Origin of the sequence: uncultured Sulfitobacter sp., from assembly GCF_947500075.1 — a bacterium.
Lineage (GTDB): Bacteria > Pseudomonadota > Alphaproteobacteria > Rhodobacterales > Rhodobacteraceae > Sulfitobacter.
In genome coordinates, this window is sequence record NZ_CANMQS010000006.1 from 41,173 (window position 1) to 60,739 (window position 19,567).

A 19,567-nucleotide genomic window follows, 5' to 3' on the forward strand; every position below is an offset into this window, starting at 1 on the left:
AGTATGAACCCATGTACACCGTTGTTGGTGCTGTAAAATCTCGTGCGTTCCGGGTCATGTGGATGTTGGAAGAACTGGGCGAGGCCTATGAGGTCAATCCCGCCGCTCCACGGTCAGACGAGGCTTTGAAGCATAACCCATCGGGCAAGATCCCCGCCCTTTTGGACGGCGATCACGTGCTGACCGATTCCGTGGCCATCATGACCTATCTGGGCGACAAGCACGGCGGCCTCACAGCGCCTGCGGGCACGCCCGAACGCGCAGCACAGGACGCCAAGACGCTGTGGCTGATTGATGAGTTTGACGCCATCCTTTGGGCCGCCGCCAAACACAGCTTTGTCCTGCCCGAGGACCTGCGGGTCCCCGCGATCAAGGACAGCCTGAAAGCGGAGTTCCTGCGGTCCTCCGCAACGCTGTCAGAACAGCTTGAGGGTCCGTTCCTGTGTGGCGATCAGATGACCCATGCCGATATTCTGGCCGTGCACTGCATCAACTGGTCCGTGGGCGCGGGTTTCCCCAAAGTCGACAAGAAACTGTGGGACTGGGCATCCGGTTTGCGCAACCGGCCTGCCTTCAAAGCGGCGCAGGCGCGGGGTTGAGCACCCATTTGGCCGCATGCTGCCCCGCCCAGCGACCCGTCGCCAGACAGGCAGAGATCAGATAGCCGCCCGTGGGCGCTTCCCAATCCAGCATCTCCCCGGCGGCAAAAACGCCCGGCAGGGCGCGCAGCATCAACTCCGCATCCAGTGCCGCAAAGGGCACGCCGCCTGCGGTTGAAATCGCCTCGTCCATAGGGCGCAGACCTGCGTGTTTGATCGGCAGCGCCTTGATCAGCCGCGCCGTGGCCCGCAACCCATCCGGCAAGGGACGCGCCATTTCCTGCAACAGCGCAATCTGCTGAGGCGACAGTTTCAACGTCTTGCGCAGGTGGTTCGACAGGCTCGCCTTGCCGCGGGGTTTGCTGAGCTTTGAAGTGATCTCCGGCACGGTCAGATGGGGCAGCAGATCAACAACCAGCGGATGCCCCTCCCGCACACCGCGCGAAACGGAATAGATTCCGCCCCCTTCCAACCCGCCCGCTGACAATGTCGCCTCCCCCTTTGAGGCAAAAGGCCCTGCCGACCACGCAACGCCTTTCAATGGCGCACCCAGATGTTTGGCCATATGCGCAGACCAGGCCACCGCAATCCCTGCATTCGCCGCTGCAAAGGGTGCGGTTGGAATACCCTCGTCCGCCAGCGTCCTCGCCCAGGCACCCGTCGCGCCCAGCCGCGCCCAACTGGCCCCGCCCAGTGCGAGAACCGTCACATCCGGCGTCAAGGTCTGCACCCCACCTGGCGTTTCAAACACCAAAGCGCCCGCATCCCAGCCCTGCCATGCCCAGCGCGTGTGCACCTGAACCCCGAGCGCAGCCAGACGCCCCATCCACGCCCGCAACAAGGGGGAGGCTTTCATCGCCACCGGAAACACCCGCCCCGTGGAGCCGATAAACACCTCCTGCCCCAGTCCGCGCGCCCAGGCCTGCACCGCATCCGCATCAAAGGCCTCCAAAACCGGGGTCAGCGGCCCGCGCGCCTCGGCAAAGGCTTCCATGAAGACTGTGGCATTTTCCGCCTTGGTCAGGTTCAACCCCGACTTGCCCGCCATCAGAAACTTGCGCCCAACGGAAGGTTTTGCTTCGCAGATGGTGACCTGCACACCGGCTTCCGCCAGGACCTCCGCTGCCATCAACCCGGCAGGGCCAGCGCCAATGACAATAGCGCCGCTCATGCCTCTGCCTGTGGCAACCCGCCTTTGATCTCCACCACCCGCTGCGGGAAGGGGATCTCTATCCCGGCATCCTTCAGCGCGTTCCAGATCAGGAACAGCACATCGGAGGTGTATTTGTTCGGACCGTCGTCCAGCCCGTTGACCCAGAATTCCACCGCGAAATCCACGCCACTGTCGCCGAACCCGCGCAACTCGCAATCGGGGGGATAGGGTTCATCCAGAACCTCCGGGTGTTTCGCCACAGCCGCCTCTACGAGCGCGGGCACCAGATTGATGTCGGTGTCATAGCTGACGGAAAAAGGCGCCTCATACCGGTTGGCGGACCCGCTGTCGGAATAATTCGCCACCCGCGTGGTGATGAAATCCTCATTCGGGACCACGATCCAGCGGCCGTCGAAGGTCTCCAGAATGGTGGCGCGCGCCATCATCTTGACGATGGTGCCTGCCTCCCCGCCGTCCAGTTCGACATAATCGCCGACGGTCGCCTGCCCCTCAACCAGCAGGATCACACCGGAAATGAAGTTCGACGCGATCTTTTGCAGGCCAAACCCCAGACCCACACCAATTGCACCACCAAGCACCGCAAGGGCACTCAGGTTGATGCCCATGATGTTCATCAACAGAATGAAGGCGAGGCCGAAAATCAGGAACTCCACCACTTTGATCAGCAACTGCCGGATGGAGGGGCGCATTTCCTCGTTGCGCGAAATAATCTGCGTGGATTGCTGGTTGGACCATTGCCCGAGCCAGAACAGAATGGCCCCGGCAATCACCCCGCGCACGATGGAGATGAGCGAGAACTGGATATTCCCCACACCCACAACCGTTTCCGTCAGCGCCAGCGTCACCATGTCCAGCAGGCCAAAGGTGTAGAGCGCCATGATCGGCAGCAGAATGTAGCGACCCAACAGCTTCAAAAACGGCTCAGTGATGATGTCACGCACCAGCGCGCGGGCAGCAAGGAACAGGAACAGGCGTTTGCCAAAGGCGATCACCGCACCGCTGTCGAAAAGCGACCGCACGATGCTCTCACCCACCCCCGTCAGCGCATAGGCCAGCAACGGCGTAATGAGCGGTAGAAATTGCAGCACGAAATTGCGCGGCTTGGTCAGGATGTTCTGCGTCTCACCGGGGTCAATCACCCGCGCCAACGCAGGCCGCAACCGCCGGGAGACCAGCAGCGCCAGCACATAGGCCACCACGAGAAGCGCAAACTGTGACCAGGCCGCCGGGCTCAGCAGCCAGCTGAGCGCCAGTTCATAGGCCTGCAACGCATAGCCCGCCGCTTGCTGAACGATTTCCGGCTGTTGGGAGAGATCAAACTCCATGGATCAGACCTTGTCTTGTTGGCAGGGCGCGCCATCCTCTTGCCTGCCCCGCCCGCCCGGATCAAGGTCTTTGCCCATGTCAGACCCGATTTGTCCCCTCTGCCTGCGCCCGATCCCTGTGGGTGTGCCGCAAAGCCTGCATCATCTGACCCCGAAGCTGAAAGGCGGCAAGGGCGGCCCCGTGGTGTTGATGCACCACATCTGCCACCGCGAAATCCATGCGTCGCTGACCGAAGCGGAACTGGCACGGGACTACAGCACGCCCGAAGCCCTGCGCAGCCACCCAAGGCTGGCCAGATTCGCGGCCTGGGTGGCCAAACGTCCACCGTCCTTCCGCAGCAAGGTCCCCGGCAAGCGGAGAGGCCGCTGAACAGGACAAGGTTGGTCTTCCAAATGGTTTTAAAAACCCCCTCGGAGAGCTAAAATCTCTTCTGGTGCACCAAAAGAGATTTCAGGCCTCTGGCAGGGTTTTTAGAACCATTTGGAAGGGGAGGCTTTGCAGGACCCCGTTCGCGTTAGCTCTGGCAAAGGCGTTTGATGCCCGCGGCAATTTCAGGTTTCGCGGCGAGGGTATCAGCCGCCAGTTCATGTGCATGCTGCAACAGGGCATCGGTTTCAACGATCCGGTCGATGAGACCGAAAGACAGCGCTTCATCCGCGGTGATCTTTTGGCCGCCCATCAGGATCAGCTTGGCGCGCGCAGGGCCGATCAGGGCAGCCATGCGGCCCGGATCGGAAGGTTGCGGGAGGAAACCGAGTTTCATCACCGGATAGAAAAATTTCGCGCCCGGTACAGAGATGCGGATGTCGCAGGCCAGCGCCATGCCCATCGCGCCGCCTGCCAGCGTGCCGTTCAAAGCCGCGATGCTGAGACCCGGCAGGGCGGCGACGGCAGTGGACAACCGCTCCCACACATCCGATGTCGCCAGACCGGCGCGGGCTTCTTCGAGGTCCGCGCCCGCGCTGAAAACCTTTCCGGTGCCTGTGAGCACCACCACACGCGCGCCCTGCGCGTCTTCCATGATCTCCGCCAATTCGGTCAGCATGCCGTGGGTCAGCGAATTCGCTTTGTCGGGGCGGTTGATGGTGACGGTCCACAGATCGCCGTCGCGGGTGCAGTCGATCATATCAGGCCCACTTCGCGGCGGATGTCTTCGTCGCGCAGGGAGATCTCTTCTCCCATGAAACGATCCGCTGCCGGGGAACACATCCACAGCAGGGTCCGCGCAGGCCACTCAGGGGGGATATGGTCAGACCAATCCAGTTGGCTGACCGGGTTGATGCCGCTGGCTTTGATCTCCCGCTGCATTTGGGTGGCGACGGTGCCGGGAGACAAGCCGATGGTGCGGATACCGTTTTCGCCTTCTTCCTTGTGCAGACACCGCCCCAGCATGTTGACGGCCGCTTTGGAGGCGCAATAGGCGCTCCAGGCTTCGATCGCGCTGTGCGCAGCGCCGGAAGAGATGGTCAGCACAGACCCGCCGCCCCGCGCCTTCATCGCCGGCAGGGCAGCCGCGATCCCGTTCATCACCCCTTTGAGGTTGATGTCGATCACCTGCGCCCAGGTTTCCGGGTCGGCATCCGCAATCCGGGCAATCGGTTCGATCACGCCTGCGTTGTTGATCAGCACATCCAAACCACCAAAGGCCTGCACGGTGGTTTCCACGGCGGATGACATTTCACCAAAGCGCGCGACGTTGCAGGGAATCGCAATGGCCGCTGCGCCGATCTCTCCGGCAATTTCGGCAATCGCGTCCTGGGACCGCGCCAGCAGCGCGACATTTGCCCCGGCACGCGCAAATTCCCGCGCGGCTTCGGCACCGATGCCGCGGCTGGCGCCGGTGATCATCACAGTTTTTCCGGTCATATCCATGGCGTCTTCCTTCCAATTCCAAGAGGGACGTTTTGCATCTGGTTTGACCCCTGTGGTAGTCTCCGGATAAGTGATGGTCCACCCCTTGGTATCGCCACGACGATGCCATATTTGTTGAAGATGGTGCCGCCGAATATTCAGACAAGGAACAGATAATGCGCAGATTCTCCCCTACTACCCTTGCTCTCGCCGTCCCGGCCACGTTGGTGGCACAGATGGCATGGGCCGATCTGACCCCGGCCGAAGTCTGGGGCGATTGGCAGCAGTACATGGAGGGGATGGGATACACCGTCACCGCAACCCAGAGCGAAGCCGGTGATACCCTGACCGTCAGCGACATCAGTTTTGGGATGCAGATCCCCGACAACCAGGGTGACATGCAGATGCAAATCGGCACCATGCAGTTCCAGCAGCTTGGTGATGGCACTGTCGCGGTGATCCTGCCTGACAGCATGCCGATGTCGATGAACATGGCACCCCCTGCCGGTCAGGGCGCGCCAGTTCAGATGTCGATGACACTGACGCAGAGCGGCCAGTCCATGATTGCCAGCGGGTCACCCGATCAGATCATCAGCACCTATGCCGCTGACACGATGGGTATTGTGCTGAACCAGATCGTGGTTGAGGGCACGACAATGGGCGATGAGGCCATGCAGATGAACCTGCTGGCCAGCAACGTCAGCAATGTCACCACCATGACCGGACAGGGTGAGACGCGCGGCTATGATCAGCGCGGCACGGCCAGCAGCGTGACGTATGAGATGGTTGTGGCCCCGCCGGATGAGCCTGCAACTGTTAACATGCAGGGCGAAATGCAGGCGCTGGCCTATGAAACCCAAGGCACTGTGCCCAACACCATGACCAATGCCACAGACATGTCTGCCATGATTGCCGCAGGCTTTGACGTGAAAGGCACGCTGACATATGCCGGTACGCAGGTAATCGCAGACGTGGAAGACCCGCAAAGTGGTGGAATGGCTTTCAATGCAAGCTCTGACAGCGGTACCTTTGGCGTGGAAATGGGCAAAGCCGGTTTGGTTTACACGGCCGACCAGAACAATCTGAAGATCAGCACCAAAACCGGCGACCTGCCTTTCCCGATCGATCTGAGCATGGCCAAAACCGCGTTCAATCTGATGATGCCGGTGACCCCATCAGATGACCCGCAGGATTTTGCCTTTGGCCTGACCATGGGCGACTTTGAAATGTCCGACATGATCTGGGGCATCTTCGATCCGACCTCCCAGCTTCCCCGCGACCCGGCCACCATTGCGCTGGATCTGACCGGGACGGCAAAGATGTTCATCGACTTCCTCAACCCCGAAAGTGCGGCAATGATGGCGACCCAGACACCGGGAGAGCTGGAAACACTGAAGATGAACAACCTTGTTGTCGATCTGGCCGGTGCACGTCTGGACGGCAATGGTGATTTCACCTTTGACAACACCGATACAACCACCTTCCCCGGCATGCCCAAGCCTGTTGGCGAAGTGAACCTCAGCCTTGTGGGCGGCAATGGCCTGATGGACAAGCTGGTGGCCATGGGCCTGCTGCCGCAGGATCAGGCGATGGGCGCCCGGATGATGATGGGTCTGTTTGCCGTTCCCGGCGATGCGCCTGACAGCCTGAGCTCCAAGATCGAGTTCAATGAAGAGGGTCAGATCCTCGCCAACGGCCAGCGCATTCAGTAACACATCGTTATGAACACAAGGGGCGTGCCCGTGCGGCGCGCCCCATTGTGCATCCTGTCCCTTGCCTCGCCCCGGTGCAGGGCATAGGTCAAAGCCACTTGGATAAGGAACCCAGCATGTCCCAGCCTCTTGATGCGCTGACCGATCAGCTTTTGCAGGCGGCCACCCGCGCCGGTGCGGATGGCGCGGATGCAAAGGCTGTGCGCGCAAGTTCGGTTTCGGTCGATGTGCGCGAAGGGGCGCTTGAACAGGCCGAGCGGTCTGAGAGCGTGGATATCGGCCTGCGGGTGTTTGTCGGACAGCGGGTGGCGAACGTCTCTGCCTCCAACACATCTGAGACGACAATCGCCGAAATGGCGGAACGGGCAGTCGCCATGGCGCGCGAAGCGCCAGAGGACGCCTATGCCGGGTTGGCATCAGCCGATCAGATTGCCACCGAATGGGACATCGCTGCGCTTGAGTTGTGCGACCCAACTGACGCTCCCTCACCGCAGGTCCTGCAAGAGGATGCCACCCGTGCCGAAGCCGCAGCGCGCCACGTTGACGGAGTCACACAGGTTCAATCCTCCAGCGCGTACTACGGACATCAGGAATCCCATCTGGCCACTTCAAACGGCTTTTCAGGCGGTTACGCCCGCACGGACCGCGGGTTGTCCTGCGTGGCCATTGCCGGACAAGGCACGGGGATGGAACGGGATTATGACGGCGACAACCGTCTCTTCCAATCCGATCTGCGCAGCCCGGAAGAAATCGGCGCCCGCGCCGCTGCCCGCGCGGTTGAACGGCTGGGCGCGCGCAAACCGCCCACCGGCGCCTATCCGGTTCTTTTTGACGAACGTGTCGCGTCAAGCCTGATTGGACACCTGCTGGGTGCGGTGAACGGCGCGTCCATTGCGCGAGGTGGATCGTTCCTGCGCGACATGATGGGCGAACAGATCCTGCCCGAAGCGCTGTCGCTGACCGAAGACCCCCACCGCCCGCGCACGGGTGGATCGCGCCCCTTTGATGGTGAGGGGCTGCCCACACAAAAACGGTTGATCGTGGAAGACGGTCGGCTGATGGGATGGACGCTTGATCTGGCGAATGCCCGCAAGCTGGGCATGACGCCAACCGGGAATGCGGCAAGACCCACCAGTTCCGGGCCATCACCCAGCACGTGGAACATCGCCCTGACCCAGGGCAACGCCACTCGCGCCGATCTGATCCGCGACATGGGAGAGGGGTTGTTGGTCACTTCGATGATCGGCAGCACCATCAACGCCAACACAGGCGACTATTCGCGCGGGGCGGCGGGGTTCTGGATCAAGGATGGGGAAATCACCCATGCGATCAACGAATGCACGATTGCTGGCAACCTCAAGGATATGCTGCTGGCGATGATCCCCGCCAATGACGCACGTCCACATCTCAGCCGGGTTGTGCCCTCGCTGCTGGTGCCGGGAATGACCCTTGCCGGTGCATGATCTGCCTCTCTTGATTGACGCGGCCCGCATCGCCGGGCGTGTCGCCACCAGCTTTGCGGGTAAGACCGCGCAACGCTGGGACAAGCCGGGGGGTGCCGGTCCGGTGACCGAAGCCGATCTGGCCGTGAATGATCTGCTCAGCACCACGCTGCGCCGCGCCCGGCCTGACTACGGCTGGCTGTCGGAGGAGAGCGATGACAGCGCGGACCGCCTGAACCATGAGCGCGTGTTCATCGTCGATCCCATTGACGGCACCCGCAGCTTTGTCGAAGGGGCACGGACATGGGCGCATGCGATTGCCGTGGCTGAGCGCGGCGAAGTGACCGCCGCCGTGGTGTATCTGCCCCTGCGCGACCGTCTCTATGCAGCCGCCAAGGGGCAAGGGGCGTGGCTCAATGGCACGCCGATCCGCTGCGCGCCTGCTAGGTTGCTGGCCGATGCCACGGTGCTGGCGGCAAAACCCGCGCTTCATGCCCACCACTGGAAATCGGGTACCGCCCCCGAGTTTGAACGCAGCTATCGCCCCTCGTTGGCGTATCGCCTCGCGCTGGTTGGCGCGGGGCGTTTTGACGGGATGATCACGCTGCGCCGCAGTTGGGAATGGGACATCGCCGCAGGCGCGCTGATCGTGACAGAGGCGGGCGGGCGCATTGGCGACCGCAAAAGCCAGCCCTTGCGGTTCAACAACCCTGATCCCTGCCTTGATGGTGTGATTGCCGGCGCTGCCGAGGTGCAGACCGCGCTCAGCGCCGCCCTTGCGTGAGCGGGCCCTTCTGGGTACCCCCTTACAAGCAGTTTTCTACAGGAGCCTGATATGACCCAACGCCTGCACCTTGTCTTCGGAGGCGAGCTGGTCACCCCCAGCGAGAACGTGTTCAAAGACGTCAACGATCTGCATGTCGTGGGTATATTCCCCGATTATGCCGCCGCCTATGACGCCTGGAAGAGTGAGGCCCAGCGGACCGTCGACAACGCACATATGCGGTACTACATCGCCCATCTGCATCGCTTGCGGGATGAAGCGACCGAAGCCTCCTCCACAGAAGAGCTGGGGTAGACGCACATGGCCGGGTCACTGGGTCTGGCAGCATACCGCGCGCTTGTGCGGCGTTCAGAAACGCCGACCACACAGGTGCACGCCCCCAGACCCGATGGAGAAGTGCTGTGGATACACGCGGGCGAGGCGGGCAATTTCCTCGCCGTGCAGGATCTTGCCGCGCGACTGATCCGGGCCCGGCCCGGCTTGCATGTGCTGATCACCCAGCCCCCCGGAGGACCGGCTGCAAAGCTCACACGGGAGGATCTGCCGATCACCCTTGAGGCCGCCCCCAGCGAGCATGAAAACCGGATTGCCGCGTTTCTCGACCACTGGAAACCCGGCGCGGCGATCTGGGTCTGGGGCGGGCTGCGCCCCAATCTGATCCTTGCCGCAGCACCCCGGTTTCCGCTGTTCCTCATTGACGCCGATTCCACCGGTTTCACCCGCCGCCGGGATCGCTGGCTGCCTGACATGACGCAGTCCCTGCTCAATCAGTTCAGCAAAGGGGCCGCCCGCAACATGGACGGGCACCGGCGGCTTGAAAATTTGGGGATGGAACGGGAGCGTCTGCTCAGCCCCAGCCCCCTGCTGGCAGGCGGTGAAGCCCTTCCTTACGTGGACTCCGATCTGACCGAACTCAGCGCCGCCCTTGCGGGCAGGCCCGTCTGGTTTGCAACACAGGTTCAGGGCAAGGAAGTTCCGGTGATCCTTGGTGCACACGCCAGCGCCTTGCGGATGTCACACCGTTTGCTGCTGATCCTGCAACTTGCGCGCCCCGATGAGGTGGCGCGGGTGCATAAAGTTACCTCTGCGGAATTCAACGTGGCCCGCTGGGATGACGGTGAGTTTCCCGATGACAGCACCGAAGTGCTGATCAGCGAGGACACCGCTGACCAGGGATTGTTCTTTCGCACAGCACCTGTTTCCTTTCTGGGCTCATCACTGGTGCCGGGGAACATGGGATGCGATCCCTGCGATGCCGCAGCCCTTGGCTCTGCCGTGCTATACGGCCCGAAAGTGCGCCATTTCCTGTCCTCCTACACCCGGCTTGCTGCGGCAGGTGCCGCGCGGATCGTGAACGATGCCGAAGGGTTGGGCACCGCCGTATCGCGCCTGATTGCACCGGATCAGGCAGCGACGATGGCCCATGCGGGGTGGGATGTGATCTCCAAAGGCGCGGCGCTTGCCGATCAGATCAATGAAATGGTGCAGGACGCGCTTGATCAGTCCATCGGTGCGAAATGACCCGCGCCCCTGCGTTCTGGCACCTGCCGCAGCCGGATTGGCGGGCACAGCTGTTGCGCCCGCTGGGCGCGCTCTATGCCCGCGCGACAGCACGGCGGTTGGCACAGGGGCAACGCCTGAAACTGGATATCCCGGTTGTATGTGTGGGCAACCTCAACGCCGGTGGCACGGGTAAGACGCCAACGGTCATGGCCGTTGTGGAACGTCTGCGCGATCTCTATCACACGCCGCATGTCGTCTCACGCGGGTATGGCGGGACCCTGGACGGGCCTGTGCAGGTTGACCCGACAAAGCACCGCGCCAGTCAGGTCGGGGACGAACCGCTGCTGCTGGCTGCTTTCGCTGAGGTCTGGGTTTCCAAGGACCGGGCTGCTGGCGCACAGGCCGCTGTGGCGGCAGGGGCCAGTGTGATTGTGCTAGATGACGGCTTTCAGAACCCGGCACTCAGCTATGATCTGAGCATTGTCGTGGTTGATGCCGAGAAGGGCTTTGGCAACGGGCTTTGCCTGCCCGCAGGCCCGCTGCGCGAACCCGTCCACGCCGGTCTGACCCGCGCCGATGTCCTGTTATCGATCGGAGACGCGCCAGCGCAGGATGGCTTTGACACGTCAGACCTGCCACCCGGCCTGCCCCATGTGCGTGCAGCCCTTGATCCGCTGCGCACCGGGATGGACTGGCAGGACACCCGTGTTCTGGCTTTTGCCGGCATCGGTCATCCTGAGAAGTTCTTTGCCACCCTGCGCGATCTTGGGACAACGCTCGTACATGCCGAGGCGCTGTCCGATCACCAGCCCCTGACGCCCGCGCTGATGTCCCGGCTGGAGGCGGATGCAGCCGCGCGTGGTGCGCAACTGGTAACCACGGAGAAAGACGCGGTGCGCCTGCCCGCAAAATTCCGCAGCAAAGTGATCACCCTGCCCGTGCGTTTAAGCCTGCCCGAGAACAACGCGCTCTTCGACGCGCTGGATGCACTGCCCAGACCGCCATAGATCGGAAATTTTCAAAATTTCCGACCGCTTTCTTTCAAAGAAAGCGCGGCCCCGATCAGTCGTCTTCGCCCAGTTTTGGCGCAGGACGGCTCAAATCAAGTTCAGCATCCGAGAACACGAACGGCGACCGCAACCCCGGCACGCCGTCCAGTTCAATCTGCATACCCCGCGCGACCACCTGCGGATCGGCCATCACATCATCAAGGTGATTGATTGGTCCTGCGGGCACGGTATGGGCCTCACATGCCTCCTGCAATGCGGCCCGCGTCATCTTTATCGTTTCCGCATTCAGCCGCGCGATCATCTCGGGCCGGTTTGCCACCCGATCCGCGTTGCTGGCAAATTCCGGCGCATGCGCCATGTCGTCCAACCCCAGCAGATGGCACAGCCGCTGGTATTGCCCGTCATTGCCCGTGGCGATGATCAGATGGCCATCCGAACAGGCAAAAACCTCATACGGCGTCAGATTTGGATGCGCATTGCCCATCCGTGTGGGTGCCACCCCGGTGGTCAGATAGTTCATCGCCTGATTGCCCATGATCGACACCGCCGTATCCAGCAGGGCCATATCAATATGCTGCCCGCGCCCGGTTGTCTGGCGCTGAAGAACAGCGGCCAGAATGGCGGTGGTCGCATAGACGCCGGTAAACACATCCGTGATCGCGATGCCGGTCTTTTGCGGCTGGCGGTCCGGTTCACCTGTCACAGACATCAAGCCAGACATGCCCTGCACGATGAAGTCATAGCCCGCATGATGCGCATACGGCCCGGTGTGCCCAAACCCGGTGATGGAGCAATAGATCAGCTGCGGAAACTCCGCGCGCAGGCTGTCGTAGTCCAACCCATACTTCGCCAAACCGCCGGTCTTGAAATTCTCGATCAGGATGTCCGCATCCGCCAGCAGCTCTTTCAGCCGCGCCACACCGTCCGGTGTTCTGAAATCAATCGTGACCGACGCTTTGCCCCGGTTCGTGGAATGGAAATAGGCCGCCGATACATCGTCGTCGCGGGTCACAAACGGCGGCCCCCACTGGCGCGTATCATCGCCTGTGGGGCTTTCCACCTTGATCACGTCACATCCCAGATCAGACAAGGTCTGCCCGGCCCAGGGACCGGCCAGAACGCGGGCCATCTCGACCACTTTCAGGCCGGCAAGGGGGGCAGGCATTAGCTGCCCAGCGCTGTGTCGATGACCGCAGCCATGGCCGCATAGCCTTCGTTGCCGTATTTCTCACCATTGATCAGGAAGCTTGGGGTCGAGGTGATCCCATCCGCTTCGGCATTCTGCTGATACCAGGCATAAAGCGTCTCCGCCTGCGTGGCGTCTGACAGACAGGCATCAAGCGTTTCCTTGTCCAGACCTGCCAGCAGGCCGATCTTGCGCAATTCATCGGCAATCGCCGAAGGCTCTCCCGCGCGGGTCCATTCGGATTGCCCCTTGTAGAGCATGTCGGAAATGCCAAAGAACTTCTCTTCTCCGGCGCAGCGGGCAATCATCGAGGCCCAGAGACCGTAGCGGTCAAAGTACACTTCGCGGTAGATGAACTTCACCTTGCCGGTGTCGATGTAATTGGCCTTGAGCTGCTTGAAATCACTTTCGTGAAAACGCGCGCAATGGGGGCAGGTGTAGGAGGCATATTCGATCACCGTGACCGGCGCATCGTCACTGCCAAGCACCATGTCCGGCACCACACTTGTGTCGATGTCGGACGACTGCGCGTTCGCGGCACCGACCAGCGGGTTCACCGGCGTGCTGCCGCCACCACCACCGCCAACCAGACCAGAGGTCAGCGCCCAGCCGCCAAGGCCGACAAAGGCAAATCCGCCAAGCAGGATATTTCTACGGTTCATGTTCTCATCCCTCTGAAAGCATCGAGTTTGTATGTGTTGTTGTCTTCAAGCGTCAGCTTTGGGTTTTCATCAGTACGTTTGCACCCAGCCGTTCCAGTGCGGCGCGCAGCCCCTCATCAGCAACAGGCTGCGCAGCTTCGGCCGCCTTGCGCTGCAAGGCAGGATCGACGGGCGCTGGTGCTGCCGCCTTTGCAGGCGCAAAGGCCACCTGACCTTCGGCAAAGCCCTGCGGCGCTGTCTGGGTGATCCGCACCCTTGAGATGGCGTTGTAGCCGTAGACCGCATTCACCTTGGCGCGCAGCTGTTCTTTCTGCATCTCCAGCATGGGCGCATTGGGACCAGTGGTCAGCAAGGTCAGCGTCGCCCCCATGCCGCCCCGGCTATAGCTGACCTCAACCGGCAGCGCGATGGCAGCGGTTTCCTCACCCGCGATCTCAGCCCATTGGGTCAAGAGCCGCGTCTGCGCAAAGCCACGCCGCTCAGACGCCGACCGAATCTGCCGGGACAGCAAACTATCGGTGCGTTTGAACCCTTTTGTGCTGGTCCGGCGCGCGGCCATCGCTATCTTCCTCTTGTGTTGGGCATAACATAAGTCATTGCCCATATATCGCCAGCCCAAGCCGCCTGTTGGAGCATAAAGATTGCGTGACCTCAGCCCCAATGACGCCCTCTCGGTCAGCCTGCTGGCGTGGTATGACGTGCATGCGCGCGAAATGCCATGGCGGATTAGACCACAGGACCGTGCAGCGGGCGTGACGCCAGACCCCTACCGCATCTGGATGAGCGAGATCATGCTGCAACAGACCACCGTCGCCACGGTGCGCAGCTATTTCGAACGGTTCACGGTGCGCTGGCCCAGCGTGCGCGATCTTGCGGCCGCCGAAGACGCCGATGTGATGGGCGAATGGGCCGGGCTTGGCTACTATGCCCGCGCGCGCAATCTTCTGAAATGCGCGCGCGCTGTTGTGGCAGATCATGACGGCGCGTTTCCAGACACCTATGAGGCGCTGCTGACGCTGCCCGGTATCGGGCCCTATACCGCCGCTGCCGTCTCTGCCATTGCGTTCGATCGGCAAAGCACGGTGCTGGACGGCAATGTCGAACGGGTGATGGCACGGCTTTACGACATCCACACCCCTCTGCCCGCTGCAAAACCTGAGCTGATGGCAAAGGCCGAAGCGCTGACGCCCGCCACACGCCCCGGCGATTATGCCCAGGCGGTGATGGACCTTGGTGCCACGATTTGCAGCCCCAAATCGCCGGCCTGCGGCATCTGTCCCTGGCGCAGCCCCTGCGTTGCCCGCATCGAAGGCACCGCAGCGGAACTGCCCAAAAAGACCCCGAAGAAAGCCAAACCGGTCCGCCATGGCACAGTTTACCTTGCCCGCCGCAGCGATGGGGCTTGGCTGTTGGAAACCCGGCCCGACAAGGGATTGCTGGGTGGCATGCTGGGCTGGCCCGGATCGGACTGGATCGACACAGCCCATGACTTGCCCAGCGGCACGCCGCCGCTGAACGCGCCATGGCAACACCACCCCGGCGAAGTGCGCCATACCTTCACGCATTTCCACCTGATCCTGCGGATCATGTACGCGGAGGCAGATATGGAGGCTGAACCAACCACAGGCGCATTCATGCCGCCCGCGCAGTTTCGCCCCTCTGACCTGCCAACAGTGATGCGCAAGGCGTTTGATCTGACGCGCGCCTAGGTCAATTTGCCCTCTTTGAGCCGCACCGCTTCCACGATAATGTCTTTGCACCCTGTCATGAGACACACATGAGCGCACCCACCACCATCCCTGCCCGCGATATGGCCCGCATCGGCCGTGCACTGCCGTTCTGGCTGTCGCTGGGGCTGATCCCGCTGGCGTGGTGCGCTGCCATCACAGGCGGCTGGGTGATCGCCCTGCTGCCACTGGTGACATGGTTCCTGTTCTCAATCCTGGACGCCATTGTGGGGCTGAACCTGGACAACGGAGACCTGGATGCGACGGAGGATGATCTGTTCTGGTATCGCCTTGTCACGCTGATCTGGGTGCCTGCGCAGGCAATCACCCTGTTCGGCCTGCTGTGGTACGTCCCGCAAGCGGAACACCTGAGCACATTCGAACGGCTTGCCCTGTTCTTTGGCGTTGGCGTTTTCACCGGTACCATCGGCATCAACTACAGCCATGAATTGATGCACCAGAAGAACAAGCTGGAACGGTTTCTGGCCGATGCCCTGCTGGCCATGGTGCTCTATTCTCACTTCCGGTCGGAACATTTGCTGGTGCATCACCGCTATGTTGCCACGCCGCGTGATCCGGTCACGGCGCGGTATAATGAGGGCTTTCACCGTTTCTATCCGCGCGTGCTGTGGCAATCGCTTGCTTCGGCCTTTGGGGCGGAAAAGGCGATGCTGGCGCGCAAGAACAAGCGCTGGACAGACCTGTCGAACCCGTTCTTCAAGTACTGGGGTTTGCAGGGCATCTGTCTGATCCTCGCCCTGATCCTTGGCGGCTGGTCTGGCCTGATGCTTTTCCTTGTGCAGGCTGGCGTCGCGATCTGGCAGTTGGAACTGGTGAACTACATCGAACACTACGGGCTGACGCGCAAACATCTGGGCGAAGGCAAATATGAACACGTGCAACCGCATCATTCCTGGAACGCTGCGCACCGCGCGTCAAACTGGCTGCTGATCAACCTGCAACGCCATTCCGACCATCACTACAAACCCGACCGCCGGTTTCCAGTGCTGCAAAACTACGGACCCGAGGAAGCCCCGCAACTGCCCTTTGGCTACCCGGTGATGACCATGGCCGCGATGATCCCGCCCCTGTGGCGGCGCATCATGAATCCCCGTGTGCGCGCATGGCGACAGGCTCATTATCCCGAGATCACTGACTGGACGCCCTACAACCGCCGGGAAACGCCGCTGCCGCGCTGAAACGCGATCTTAACCCTCCCTGTGGCATGCGATGATGGCCAACCTAGAAGGGGGACCGCATGCAGCAGCACGCCCAGACCATACCGAATGCACCGCCACCCACCTGTCTGATTGTTGAAGACAGCAGTTTCGACAGTGAGAAAATGCAGCGCGTTCTGGCCCGATCGCATTGCGGGCTGGATGTGACCGTGGCGACCACACTGGCCTCCGCCCGCGCGGCCCTCGCCGAAGAAGACGCGGCACTGATCCTGCTGGACAACAACCTGCCCGATGGGCTGGGCACCAATTTTGCAATGGAACTGGCGCGCGACGAACGGCTGGCACAGATCCCCGTGATCATGGTCAGCGACTGGCCCTCCCCCTTCATGTGGGAAAAGGCCGCTGCCGCCGGGGTGCGCTATGTGCTCAGCAAACGTGAATTTGACACCCGTTATGTTCTGGCCGCCCTGCGGCAGGCGACAGTCACCAGACAAAGGGTGCATTGAGCACCCTGCCAGACAGGGCTACCCTGCCGCAGAACCTCTGCGCAGGACGGGACCCGCATCATGCTATGCAAAATCGGCGATATCGAAGTCTGGCGCATTCTTGAGCTTGATCTGCCTTTCATGCGGCCCGAACAATTGTATCCCAACGCCGGACCAGAGGTCAGCGCAATCATCGAAGCGGAGGTTCCCGGCGCGCTCTGCCCCACGTCGGGACGGTTGATCCTGCCGGTACAGGGGTTTCTGCTGAAGACACCGACGCACACCATTCTGGTCGACAGCTGCGTGGGCAACGACAAGACTGCGCCAAACGATCCTGACTGGAACAAGCGGTCAGACCTCCGCTTTGTCGCCGCCCTGACGGCAGCAGGAGTGGCCTTCGAGGATGTTGATTATGTCCTGTGCACCCATCTTCACATCGATCACGTGGGATGGAACACCCGGCTGGAAGACGGGCGTTGGGTCCCAACCTTCCCGAACGCGCGTTACCTGATGCCCGCCGCTGATGAGGAAATGCAGCGGGCGCGGGATACGCCCGTGTATAACGAAAGCGTTTTGCCCGTGATCGAAGCGGGTCAGGCGGAAATGGTGCTGCCGGGGCATCAGCTGGGGGAAGAGATCACGTTGATGCCCACACCGGGGCATACGCCCGGTCATGTCAGCGTAGTGCTGCAAAGCGGGAACGACCGCGCCGTGATCACCGGCGATGCGATGCACTGCAGCGCACAGTGCCAGCACCTGGAATGGCATTTCCTGTATGACAGCGACCCCAACCTTGCCGTGGCTTCGCGCACAGATCTGCTGGGTCACGCGGCTGAAACAGGCTGCCTCGTCCTTGGCAGCCACTTCTCCCTGCCGTCACTGGGCCGGGTGCAGGAGGACAACGGCAGCTTTGTCTGGAAAGACCTGAAATAGAACAAAAAAAGCCCCGCCAGTGGCGGGGCTAAGTTGAGTGTCTGCGCAGTATCCTTCGGGGTAAGAAGGGGCGCAAACACCGGCGGTGTAGGTATGTCTTGAAATCTAGTTGGCCATTTCCGATCGGATCTGCTGACGCAGCAGATCAATGGGCACGCGTTTGCCGTCCTTTTTGAAGCACCAATAGGTCCAGCCATTGCAACTTGGCGCTTTCTCACAGGCCGCACCGACCTGATGAATGGACCCCTTGGCGTCAGCACCAATCAATGAACCATCGGCGCGCACCTTGGCCTTGTGGCGTCCGTTGAGAGAATACAATTCCTCCCCCGGACGCAGCATGCCACGTTCGACCAACTGGCCGAAAGGCACACGCGGTTCAGCGCGTTTGGACGTTGTGGTTTGCAGCGCTTCACGGTCAAACTTGCGCACTTTCGCGATGCGTTTCTCTGCAACCTCGCGATATGCCGCTTCCCGCTCGATCCCGATAAAATCACGGCCCAGCATCTTGGCCACCGCACCTGTGGTGCCAGTCCCAAAGAAGGGATCCAGCACCACGTCACCGGGGTTGGAGGACCCTACCAGCACGCGATGAAGCAGGCTTTGCGGTTTCTGCGTCGGATGCGCCTTGTCACCTGCCGCGTCTTTCAGACGCTCATGCCCTGTGCACAGGGGCAGGACCCAGTCGCTGCGCATCTGAATGCCCTCGTTCAGGGTCTTCAGCGCTTCGTAGTTGAAGGTGTATTTGCTGTTCTCGTCCTTACCGGCCCAGATCATCGTCTCATGGGCGTTGGTAAACCGCTTGCCACGAAAGTTCGGCATCGGGTTCGACTTGCGCCAGACGACGTCGTTCAGAATCCAGAACCCGGCATCCTGCAACGCCGCACCAACGCGGAAGATGTTGTGATAGCTGCCAATCACCCAGATCGCGCCGTTGGGCTTCAGCAGCCTGCGTGCCTCTTTCAGCCAGGCACGGGTAAAGTCGTCATAGGCCTTGAAACTGGAAAACTGGTCCCACTCATCATCAACCGCATCCACCTTGGAATTGTCAGGACGGTGAAGATCACCCCGCAGCTGCAAATTGTAAGGCGGATCAGCGAAAATCAGGTCAACACTTTCGCTCGGCAAAGACTGCATCGCCTCGATGCAATCGCCGTTCAGAATCGTGTTTAAGGGGAGTGCGGTTGCACCCATTGTTTTGGTCGTCATGTATCTGCCTCTGTCCCCGGTGCTTTGCGCACTCATTGGTTGAGAAACAGCATGTCGCCTTGCCGAATCGGGGTCAATTTCTTTTTTGAATCAGCCGTTTACGATTTTCTCTTGCTACAACATATTGTGGACGGGCTTGAACGAACGTCTATGGTGTGGGGTCACGCCCTGTTTTTGCAGCGCCTCTATGTGGCTTTTTGATCCATATCCCATGTTGGTCTCCCAGCCGTAACCGGGGTGCTGTTGCGCCAGGGACAACATGACACAATCTCGACAAACTTTTGCCATAATTGAAGCCGCCGCGATGGAGACAGAACGGCCATCACCCTTGATCACCGTCTCTGCGGGCAGGGTCAGGTCGCGCGGCAGCATATTGCCATCCACGAGCACATAGTCCGCTGGTATCGCCAACCCGTCCAGCGCGCGCATCATCGCCAGATGACTGGCGCGCAGGATGTTCAGATCGTCGATCTCCTCAACGCTTGCATGCGCGACAGAGACTTCGGCAACCTCCATGATCTGATCATACAGAACCTCACGTCGCCGCTTCGTCAGCTTCTTGGAATCGTTCAGCCCCTCGGGAATCTGCGCCGGGTCCAGCACGACGGCTGCCGCCGTGACCGGTCCCGCAAGCGGCCCCCGCCCCACTTCATCCACACCGGCAATCCGCAAAAACCCACGGCTGCGGGCCGCCACTTCGAAACTGTCATCTGGTCCCATGCCCTGTCTTCCCCCAACGCCGCGCCAACCACAAGACAGCAAAAAGGGGAGGATGCCCGAACATCCTCC

At 61.3% G+C, this 19,567-nt stretch carries 21 protein-coding genes; 12 read left to right on the forward strand and 9 right to left on the reverse strand.

Going from position 1 to position 19,567, the window contains the following annotated elements; translation table 11 throughout:
- Nucleotides 1-11 precede the first annotated feature (11 nt).
- The gene (locus Q1A91_RS17870) at nt 12-599 is read left to right on the forward strand and encodes a glutathione S-transferase family protein (protein ID WP_299880683.1); all 588 of its coding nucleotides are present in this window, start codon (nt 12-14) and stop codon (nt 597-599) included.
- On the opposite strand, the gene Q1A91_RS17875 is transcribed toward Q1A91_RS17870, so the two are convergent.
- Both Q1A91_RS17875 and Q1A91_RS17880 read right to left on the reverse strand, forming a co-directional pair.
- Complete coding sequence (locus tag Q1A91_RS17875) at nt 574-1,770, reverse strand: TIGR03862 family flavoprotein (protein ID WP_299880686.1); 1,197 nt, start codon at nt 1,768-1,770, stop codon at nt 574-576. The genes Q1A91_RS17870 and Q1A91_RS17875 overlap by 26 nt on opposite strands.
- Nucleotides 1,767-3,098 (reverse strand): mechanosensitive ion channel domain-containing protein, encoded by a 1,332-nt coding sequence (locus tag Q1A91_RS17880; protein WP_299880689.1) that lies wholly within the window; start codon nt 3,096-3,098, stop codon nt 1,767-1,769. Before Q1A91_RS17880 ends, Q1A91_RS17875 begins: the two co-directional genes overlap by 4 nt.
- Before the next feature lie 76 nt (nt 3,099-3,174).
- Between Q1A91_RS17880 and Q1A91_RS17885 the strand changes: the two genes are divergently transcribed.
- Nucleotides 3,175-3,468 carry an HNH endonuclease gene (locus Q1A91_RS17885; protein WP_299880692.1) on the forward strand — a complete coding sequence of 98 codons (294 nt, stop codon included), beginning with the start codon at nt 3,175-3,177 and terminating at the stop codon, nt 3,466-3,468.
- Nucleotides 3,469-3,613: 145 nt separating this feature from the next.
- On the opposite strand, the gene Q1A91_RS17890 is transcribed toward Q1A91_RS17885, so the two are convergent.
- Nucleotides 3,614-4,225 (reverse strand): enoyl-CoA hydratase/isomerase family protein, encoded by a 612-nt coding sequence (locus tag Q1A91_RS17890; RefSeq protein ID WP_299880695.1) that lies wholly within the window; start codon nt 4,223-4,225, stop codon nt 3,614-3,616.
- A complete protein-coding gene (locus tag Q1A91_RS17895; RefSeq protein ID WP_299880698.1) occupies nt 4,222-4,971 on the reverse strand; it encodes an SDR family oxidoreductase in 750 nt (249 codons plus the stop codon). The genes Q1A91_RS17890 and Q1A91_RS17895 overlap by 4 nt, the downstream gene beginning before the upstream one ends.
- Nucleotides 4,972-5,126: 155 nt before the next feature.
- Here Q1A91_RS17895 and Q1A91_RS17900 point away from each other — a divergent pair, with 155 nt between their 5' ends.
- The 6 genes from Q1A91_RS17900 to lpxK all read left to right on the forward strand — a co-directional run bounded on the left by Q1A91_RS17900 (nt 5,127) and on the right by lpxK (nt 11,398).
- The gene (locus Q1A91_RS17900) at nt 5,127-6,662 is read left to right on the forward strand and encodes a DUF2125 domain-containing protein (protein ID WP_299880701.1); all 1,536 of its coding nucleotides are present in this window, start codon (nt 5,127-5,129) and stop codon (nt 6,660-6,662) included.
- Between the two features lie 116 nt (nt 6,663-6,778).
- On the forward strand, nt 6,779-8,125 hold the full coding sequence (locus Q1A91_RS17905; protein ID WP_299880704.1) for a TldD/PmbA family protein: 1,347 nt from the start codon (nt 6,779-6,781) through the stop codon (nt 8,123-8,125).
- Nucleotides 8,112-8,888, forward strand: a complete 777-nt coding sequence (locus tag Q1A91_RS17910) for a 3'(2'),5'-bisphosphate nucleotidase CysQ (RefSeq protein ID WP_299880707.1) — start codon at nt 8,112-8,114, stop codon at nt 8,886-8,888. The genes Q1A91_RS17905 and Q1A91_RS17910 overlap by 14 nt, the downstream gene beginning before the upstream one ends.
- 51 nt (nt 8,889-8,939) lie before the next feature.
- On the forward strand, nt 8,940-9,182 hold the full coding sequence (locus tag Q1A91_RS17915; RefSeq protein WP_299880709.1) for a DUF4170 domain-containing protein: 243 nt from the start codon (nt 8,940-8,942) through the stop codon (nt 9,180-9,182).
- 6 nt (nt 9,183-9,188) lie between these two features.
- Nucleotides 9,189-10,409 carry a glycosyltransferase N-terminal domain-containing protein gene (locus Q1A91_RS17920; protein ID WP_299880711.1) on the forward strand — a complete coding sequence of 407 codons (1,221 nt, stop codon included), beginning with the start codon at nt 9,189-9,191 and terminating at the stop codon, nt 10,407-10,409.
- A complete protein-coding gene (gene lpxK / locus Q1A91_RS17925; protein WP_299880714.1) occupies nt 10,406-11,398 on the forward strand; it encodes a tetraacyldisaccharide 4'-kinase in 993 nt (330 codons plus the stop codon). Before Q1A91_RS17920 ends, lpxK begins: the two co-directional genes overlap by 4 nt.
- Nucleotides 11,399-11,453: 55 nt before the next feature.
- Here lpxK and Q1A91_RS17930 read toward each other — a convergent pair whose 3' ends face one another.
- From Q1A91_RS17930 to Q1A91_RS17940, 3 genes are read right to left on the reverse strand one after another with little or no spacing between them, the layout of a single operon-like run.
- On the reverse strand, nt 11,454-12,566 hold the full coding sequence (locus Q1A91_RS17930; protein WP_299880717.1) for a CaiB/BaiF CoA-transferase family protein: 1,113 nt from the start codon (nt 12,564-12,566) through the stop codon (nt 11,454-11,456).
- On the reverse strand, nt 12,566-13,249 hold the full coding sequence (locus Q1A91_RS17935; RefSeq protein ID WP_299880720.1) for a DsbA family protein: 684 nt from the start codon (nt 13,247-13,249) through the stop codon (nt 12,566-12,568). The genes Q1A91_RS17930 and Q1A91_RS17935 overlap by 1 nt, the downstream gene beginning before the upstream one ends.
- Before the next feature lie 52 nt (nt 13,250-13,301).
- A complete protein-coding gene (locus Q1A91_RS17940) occupies nt 13,302-13,808 on the reverse strand; it encodes a DUF721 domain-containing protein (RefSeq protein WP_299880723.1) in 507 nt (168 codons plus the stop codon).
- Between the two features lie 82 nt (nt 13,809-13,890).
- Here Q1A91_RS17940 and mutY point away from each other — a divergent pair, with 82 nt between their 5' ends.
- The 4 genes from mutY (at nt 13,891) to Q1A91_RS17960 (ending at nt 17,572) form a co-directional block, all read left to right on the forward strand.
- Complete coding sequence (mutY, locus tag Q1A91_RS17945; RefSeq protein ID WP_299880726.1) at nt 13,891-14,958, forward strand: A/G-specific adenine glycosylase; 1,068 nt, start codon at nt 13,891-13,893, stop codon at nt 14,956-14,958.
- 68 nt (nt 14,959-15,026) lie between these two features.
- Nucleotides 15,027-16,175, forward strand: coding sequence for an alkane 1-monooxygenase (locus Q1A91_RS17950; protein WP_299880729.1), 1,149 nt, complete (start codon nt 15,027-15,029; stop codon nt 16,173-16,175).
- Nucleotides 16,176-16,234: 59 nt separating this feature from the next.
- Complete coding sequence (locus Q1A91_RS17955; RefSeq protein WP_299880732.1) at nt 16,235-16,660, forward strand: response regulator; 426 nt, start codon at nt 16,235-16,237, stop codon at nt 16,658-16,660.
- A gap of 60 nt (nt 16,661-16,720) precedes the next feature.
- Entirely contained in the window at nt 16,721-17,572 is an 852-nt protein-coding gene (locus Q1A91_RS17960; RefSeq protein ID WP_299880735.1) for an MBL fold metallo-hydrolase, read from the forward strand.
- A gap of 105 nt (nt 17,573-17,677) precedes the next feature.
- Here the strand turns inward: Q1A91_RS17960 and Q1A91_RS17965 are convergent, their stop codons facing one another.
- Together Q1A91_RS17965 and Q1A91_RS17970 are read right to left on the reverse strand one after the other, a co-directional pair.
- The gene (locus tag Q1A91_RS17965) at nt 17,678-18,778 is read right to left on the reverse strand and encodes a site-specific DNA-methyltransferase (protein ID WP_299880738.1); all 1,101 of its coding nucleotides are present in this window, start codon (nt 18,776-18,778) and stop codon (nt 17,678-17,680) included.
- Nucleotides 18,779-18,892: 114 nt separating this feature from the next.
- Nucleotides 18,893-19,498 carry a ribonuclease HII gene (locus Q1A91_RS17970; protein WP_299880740.1) on the reverse strand — a complete coding sequence of 202 codons (606 nt, stop codon included), beginning with the start codon at nt 19,496-19,498 and terminating at the stop codon, nt 18,893-18,895.
- Between the last annotated feature and the right edge of the window lie 69 nt (nt 19,499-19,567).

What these genes read in the sequence shown, in the direction of transcription:
- Q1A91_RS17870 (WP_299880683.1), top strand. Translation starts at nt 12, where the DNA reads ATGTACACCGTTGTTGGTGCTGTAAAATCTCGTGCGTTCCGGGTCATG.
- Q1A91_RS17875 (WP_299880686.1), bottom strand. Translation starts at nt 1,770, where the DNA reads ATGAGCGGCGCTATTGTCATTGGCGCTGGCCCTGCCGGGTTGATGGCA.
- Q1A91_RS17880 (WP_299880689.1), bottom strand. Translation starts at nt 3,098, where the DNA reads ATGGAGTTTGATCTCTCCCAACAGCCGGAAATCGTTCAGCAAGCGGCG.
- Q1A91_RS17885 (WP_299880692.1), top strand. Translation starts at nt 3,175, where the DNA reads ATGTCAGACCCGATTTGTCCCCTCTGCCTGCGCCCGATCCCTGTGGGT.
- Q1A91_RS17890 (WP_299880695.1), bottom strand. Translation starts at nt 4,225, where the DNA reads ATGATCGACTGCACCCGCGACGGCGATCTGTGGACCGTCACCATCAAC.
- Q1A91_RS17895 (WP_299880698.1), bottom strand. Translation starts at nt 4,971, where the DNA reads ATGGATATGACCGGAAAAACTGTGATGATCACCGGCGCCAGCCGCGGC.
- Q1A91_RS17900 (WP_299880701.1), top strand. Translation starts at nt 5,127, where the DNA reads ATGCGCAGATTCTCCCCTACTACCCTTGCTCTCGCCGTCCCGGCCACG.
- Q1A91_RS17905 (WP_299880704.1), top strand. Translation starts at nt 6,779, where the DNA reads ATGTCCCAGCCTCTTGATGCGCTGACCGATCAGCTTTTGCAGGCGGCC.
- Q1A91_RS17915 (WP_299880709.1), top strand. Translation starts at nt 8,940, where the DNA reads ATGACCCAACGCCTGCACCTTGTCTTCGGAGGCGAGCTGGTCACCCCC.
- Q1A91_RS17920 (WP_299880711.1), top strand. Translation starts at nt 9,189, where the DNA reads ATGGCCGGGTCACTGGGTCTGGCAGCATACCGCGCGCTTGTGCGGCGT.
- lpxK (WP_299880714.1), top strand. Translation starts at nt 10,406, where the DNA reads ATGACCCGCGCCCCTGCGTTCTGGCACCTGCCGCAGCCGGATTGGCGG.
- Q1A91_RS17930 (WP_299880717.1), bottom strand. Translation starts at nt 12,566, where the DNA reads ATGCCTGCCCCCCTTGCCGGCCTGAAAGTGGTCGAGATGGCCCGCGTT.
- Q1A91_RS17935 (WP_299880720.1), bottom strand. Translation starts at nt 13,249, where the DNA reads ATGAACCGTAGAAATATCCTGCTTGGCGGATTTGCCTTTGTCGGCCTT.
- Q1A91_RS17940 (WP_299880723.1), bottom strand. Translation starts at nt 13,808, where the DNA reads ATGGCCGCGCGCCGGACCAGCACAAAAGGGTTCAAACGCACCGATAGT.
- Q1A91_RS17950 (WP_299880729.1), top strand. Translation starts at nt 15,027, where the DNA reads ATGAGCGCACCCACCACCATCCCTGCCCGCGATATGGCCCGCATCGGC.
- Q1A91_RS17955 (WP_299880732.1), top strand. Translation starts at nt 16,235, where the DNA reads ATGCAGCAGCACGCCCAGACCATACCGAATGCACCGCCACCCACCTGT.
- Q1A91_RS17960 (WP_299880735.1), top strand. Translation starts at nt 16,721, where the DNA reads ATGCTATGCAAAATCGGCGATATCGAAGTCTGGCGCATTCTTGAGCTT.
- Q1A91_RS17965 (WP_299880738.1), bottom strand. Translation starts at nt 18,778, where the DNA reads ATGACGACCAAAACAATGGGTGCAACCGCACTCCCCTTAAACACGATT.
- Q1A91_RS17970 (WP_299880740.1), bottom strand. Translation starts at nt 19,498, where the DNA reads ATGGGACCAGATGACAGTTTCGAAGTGGCGGCCCGCAGCCGTGGGTTT.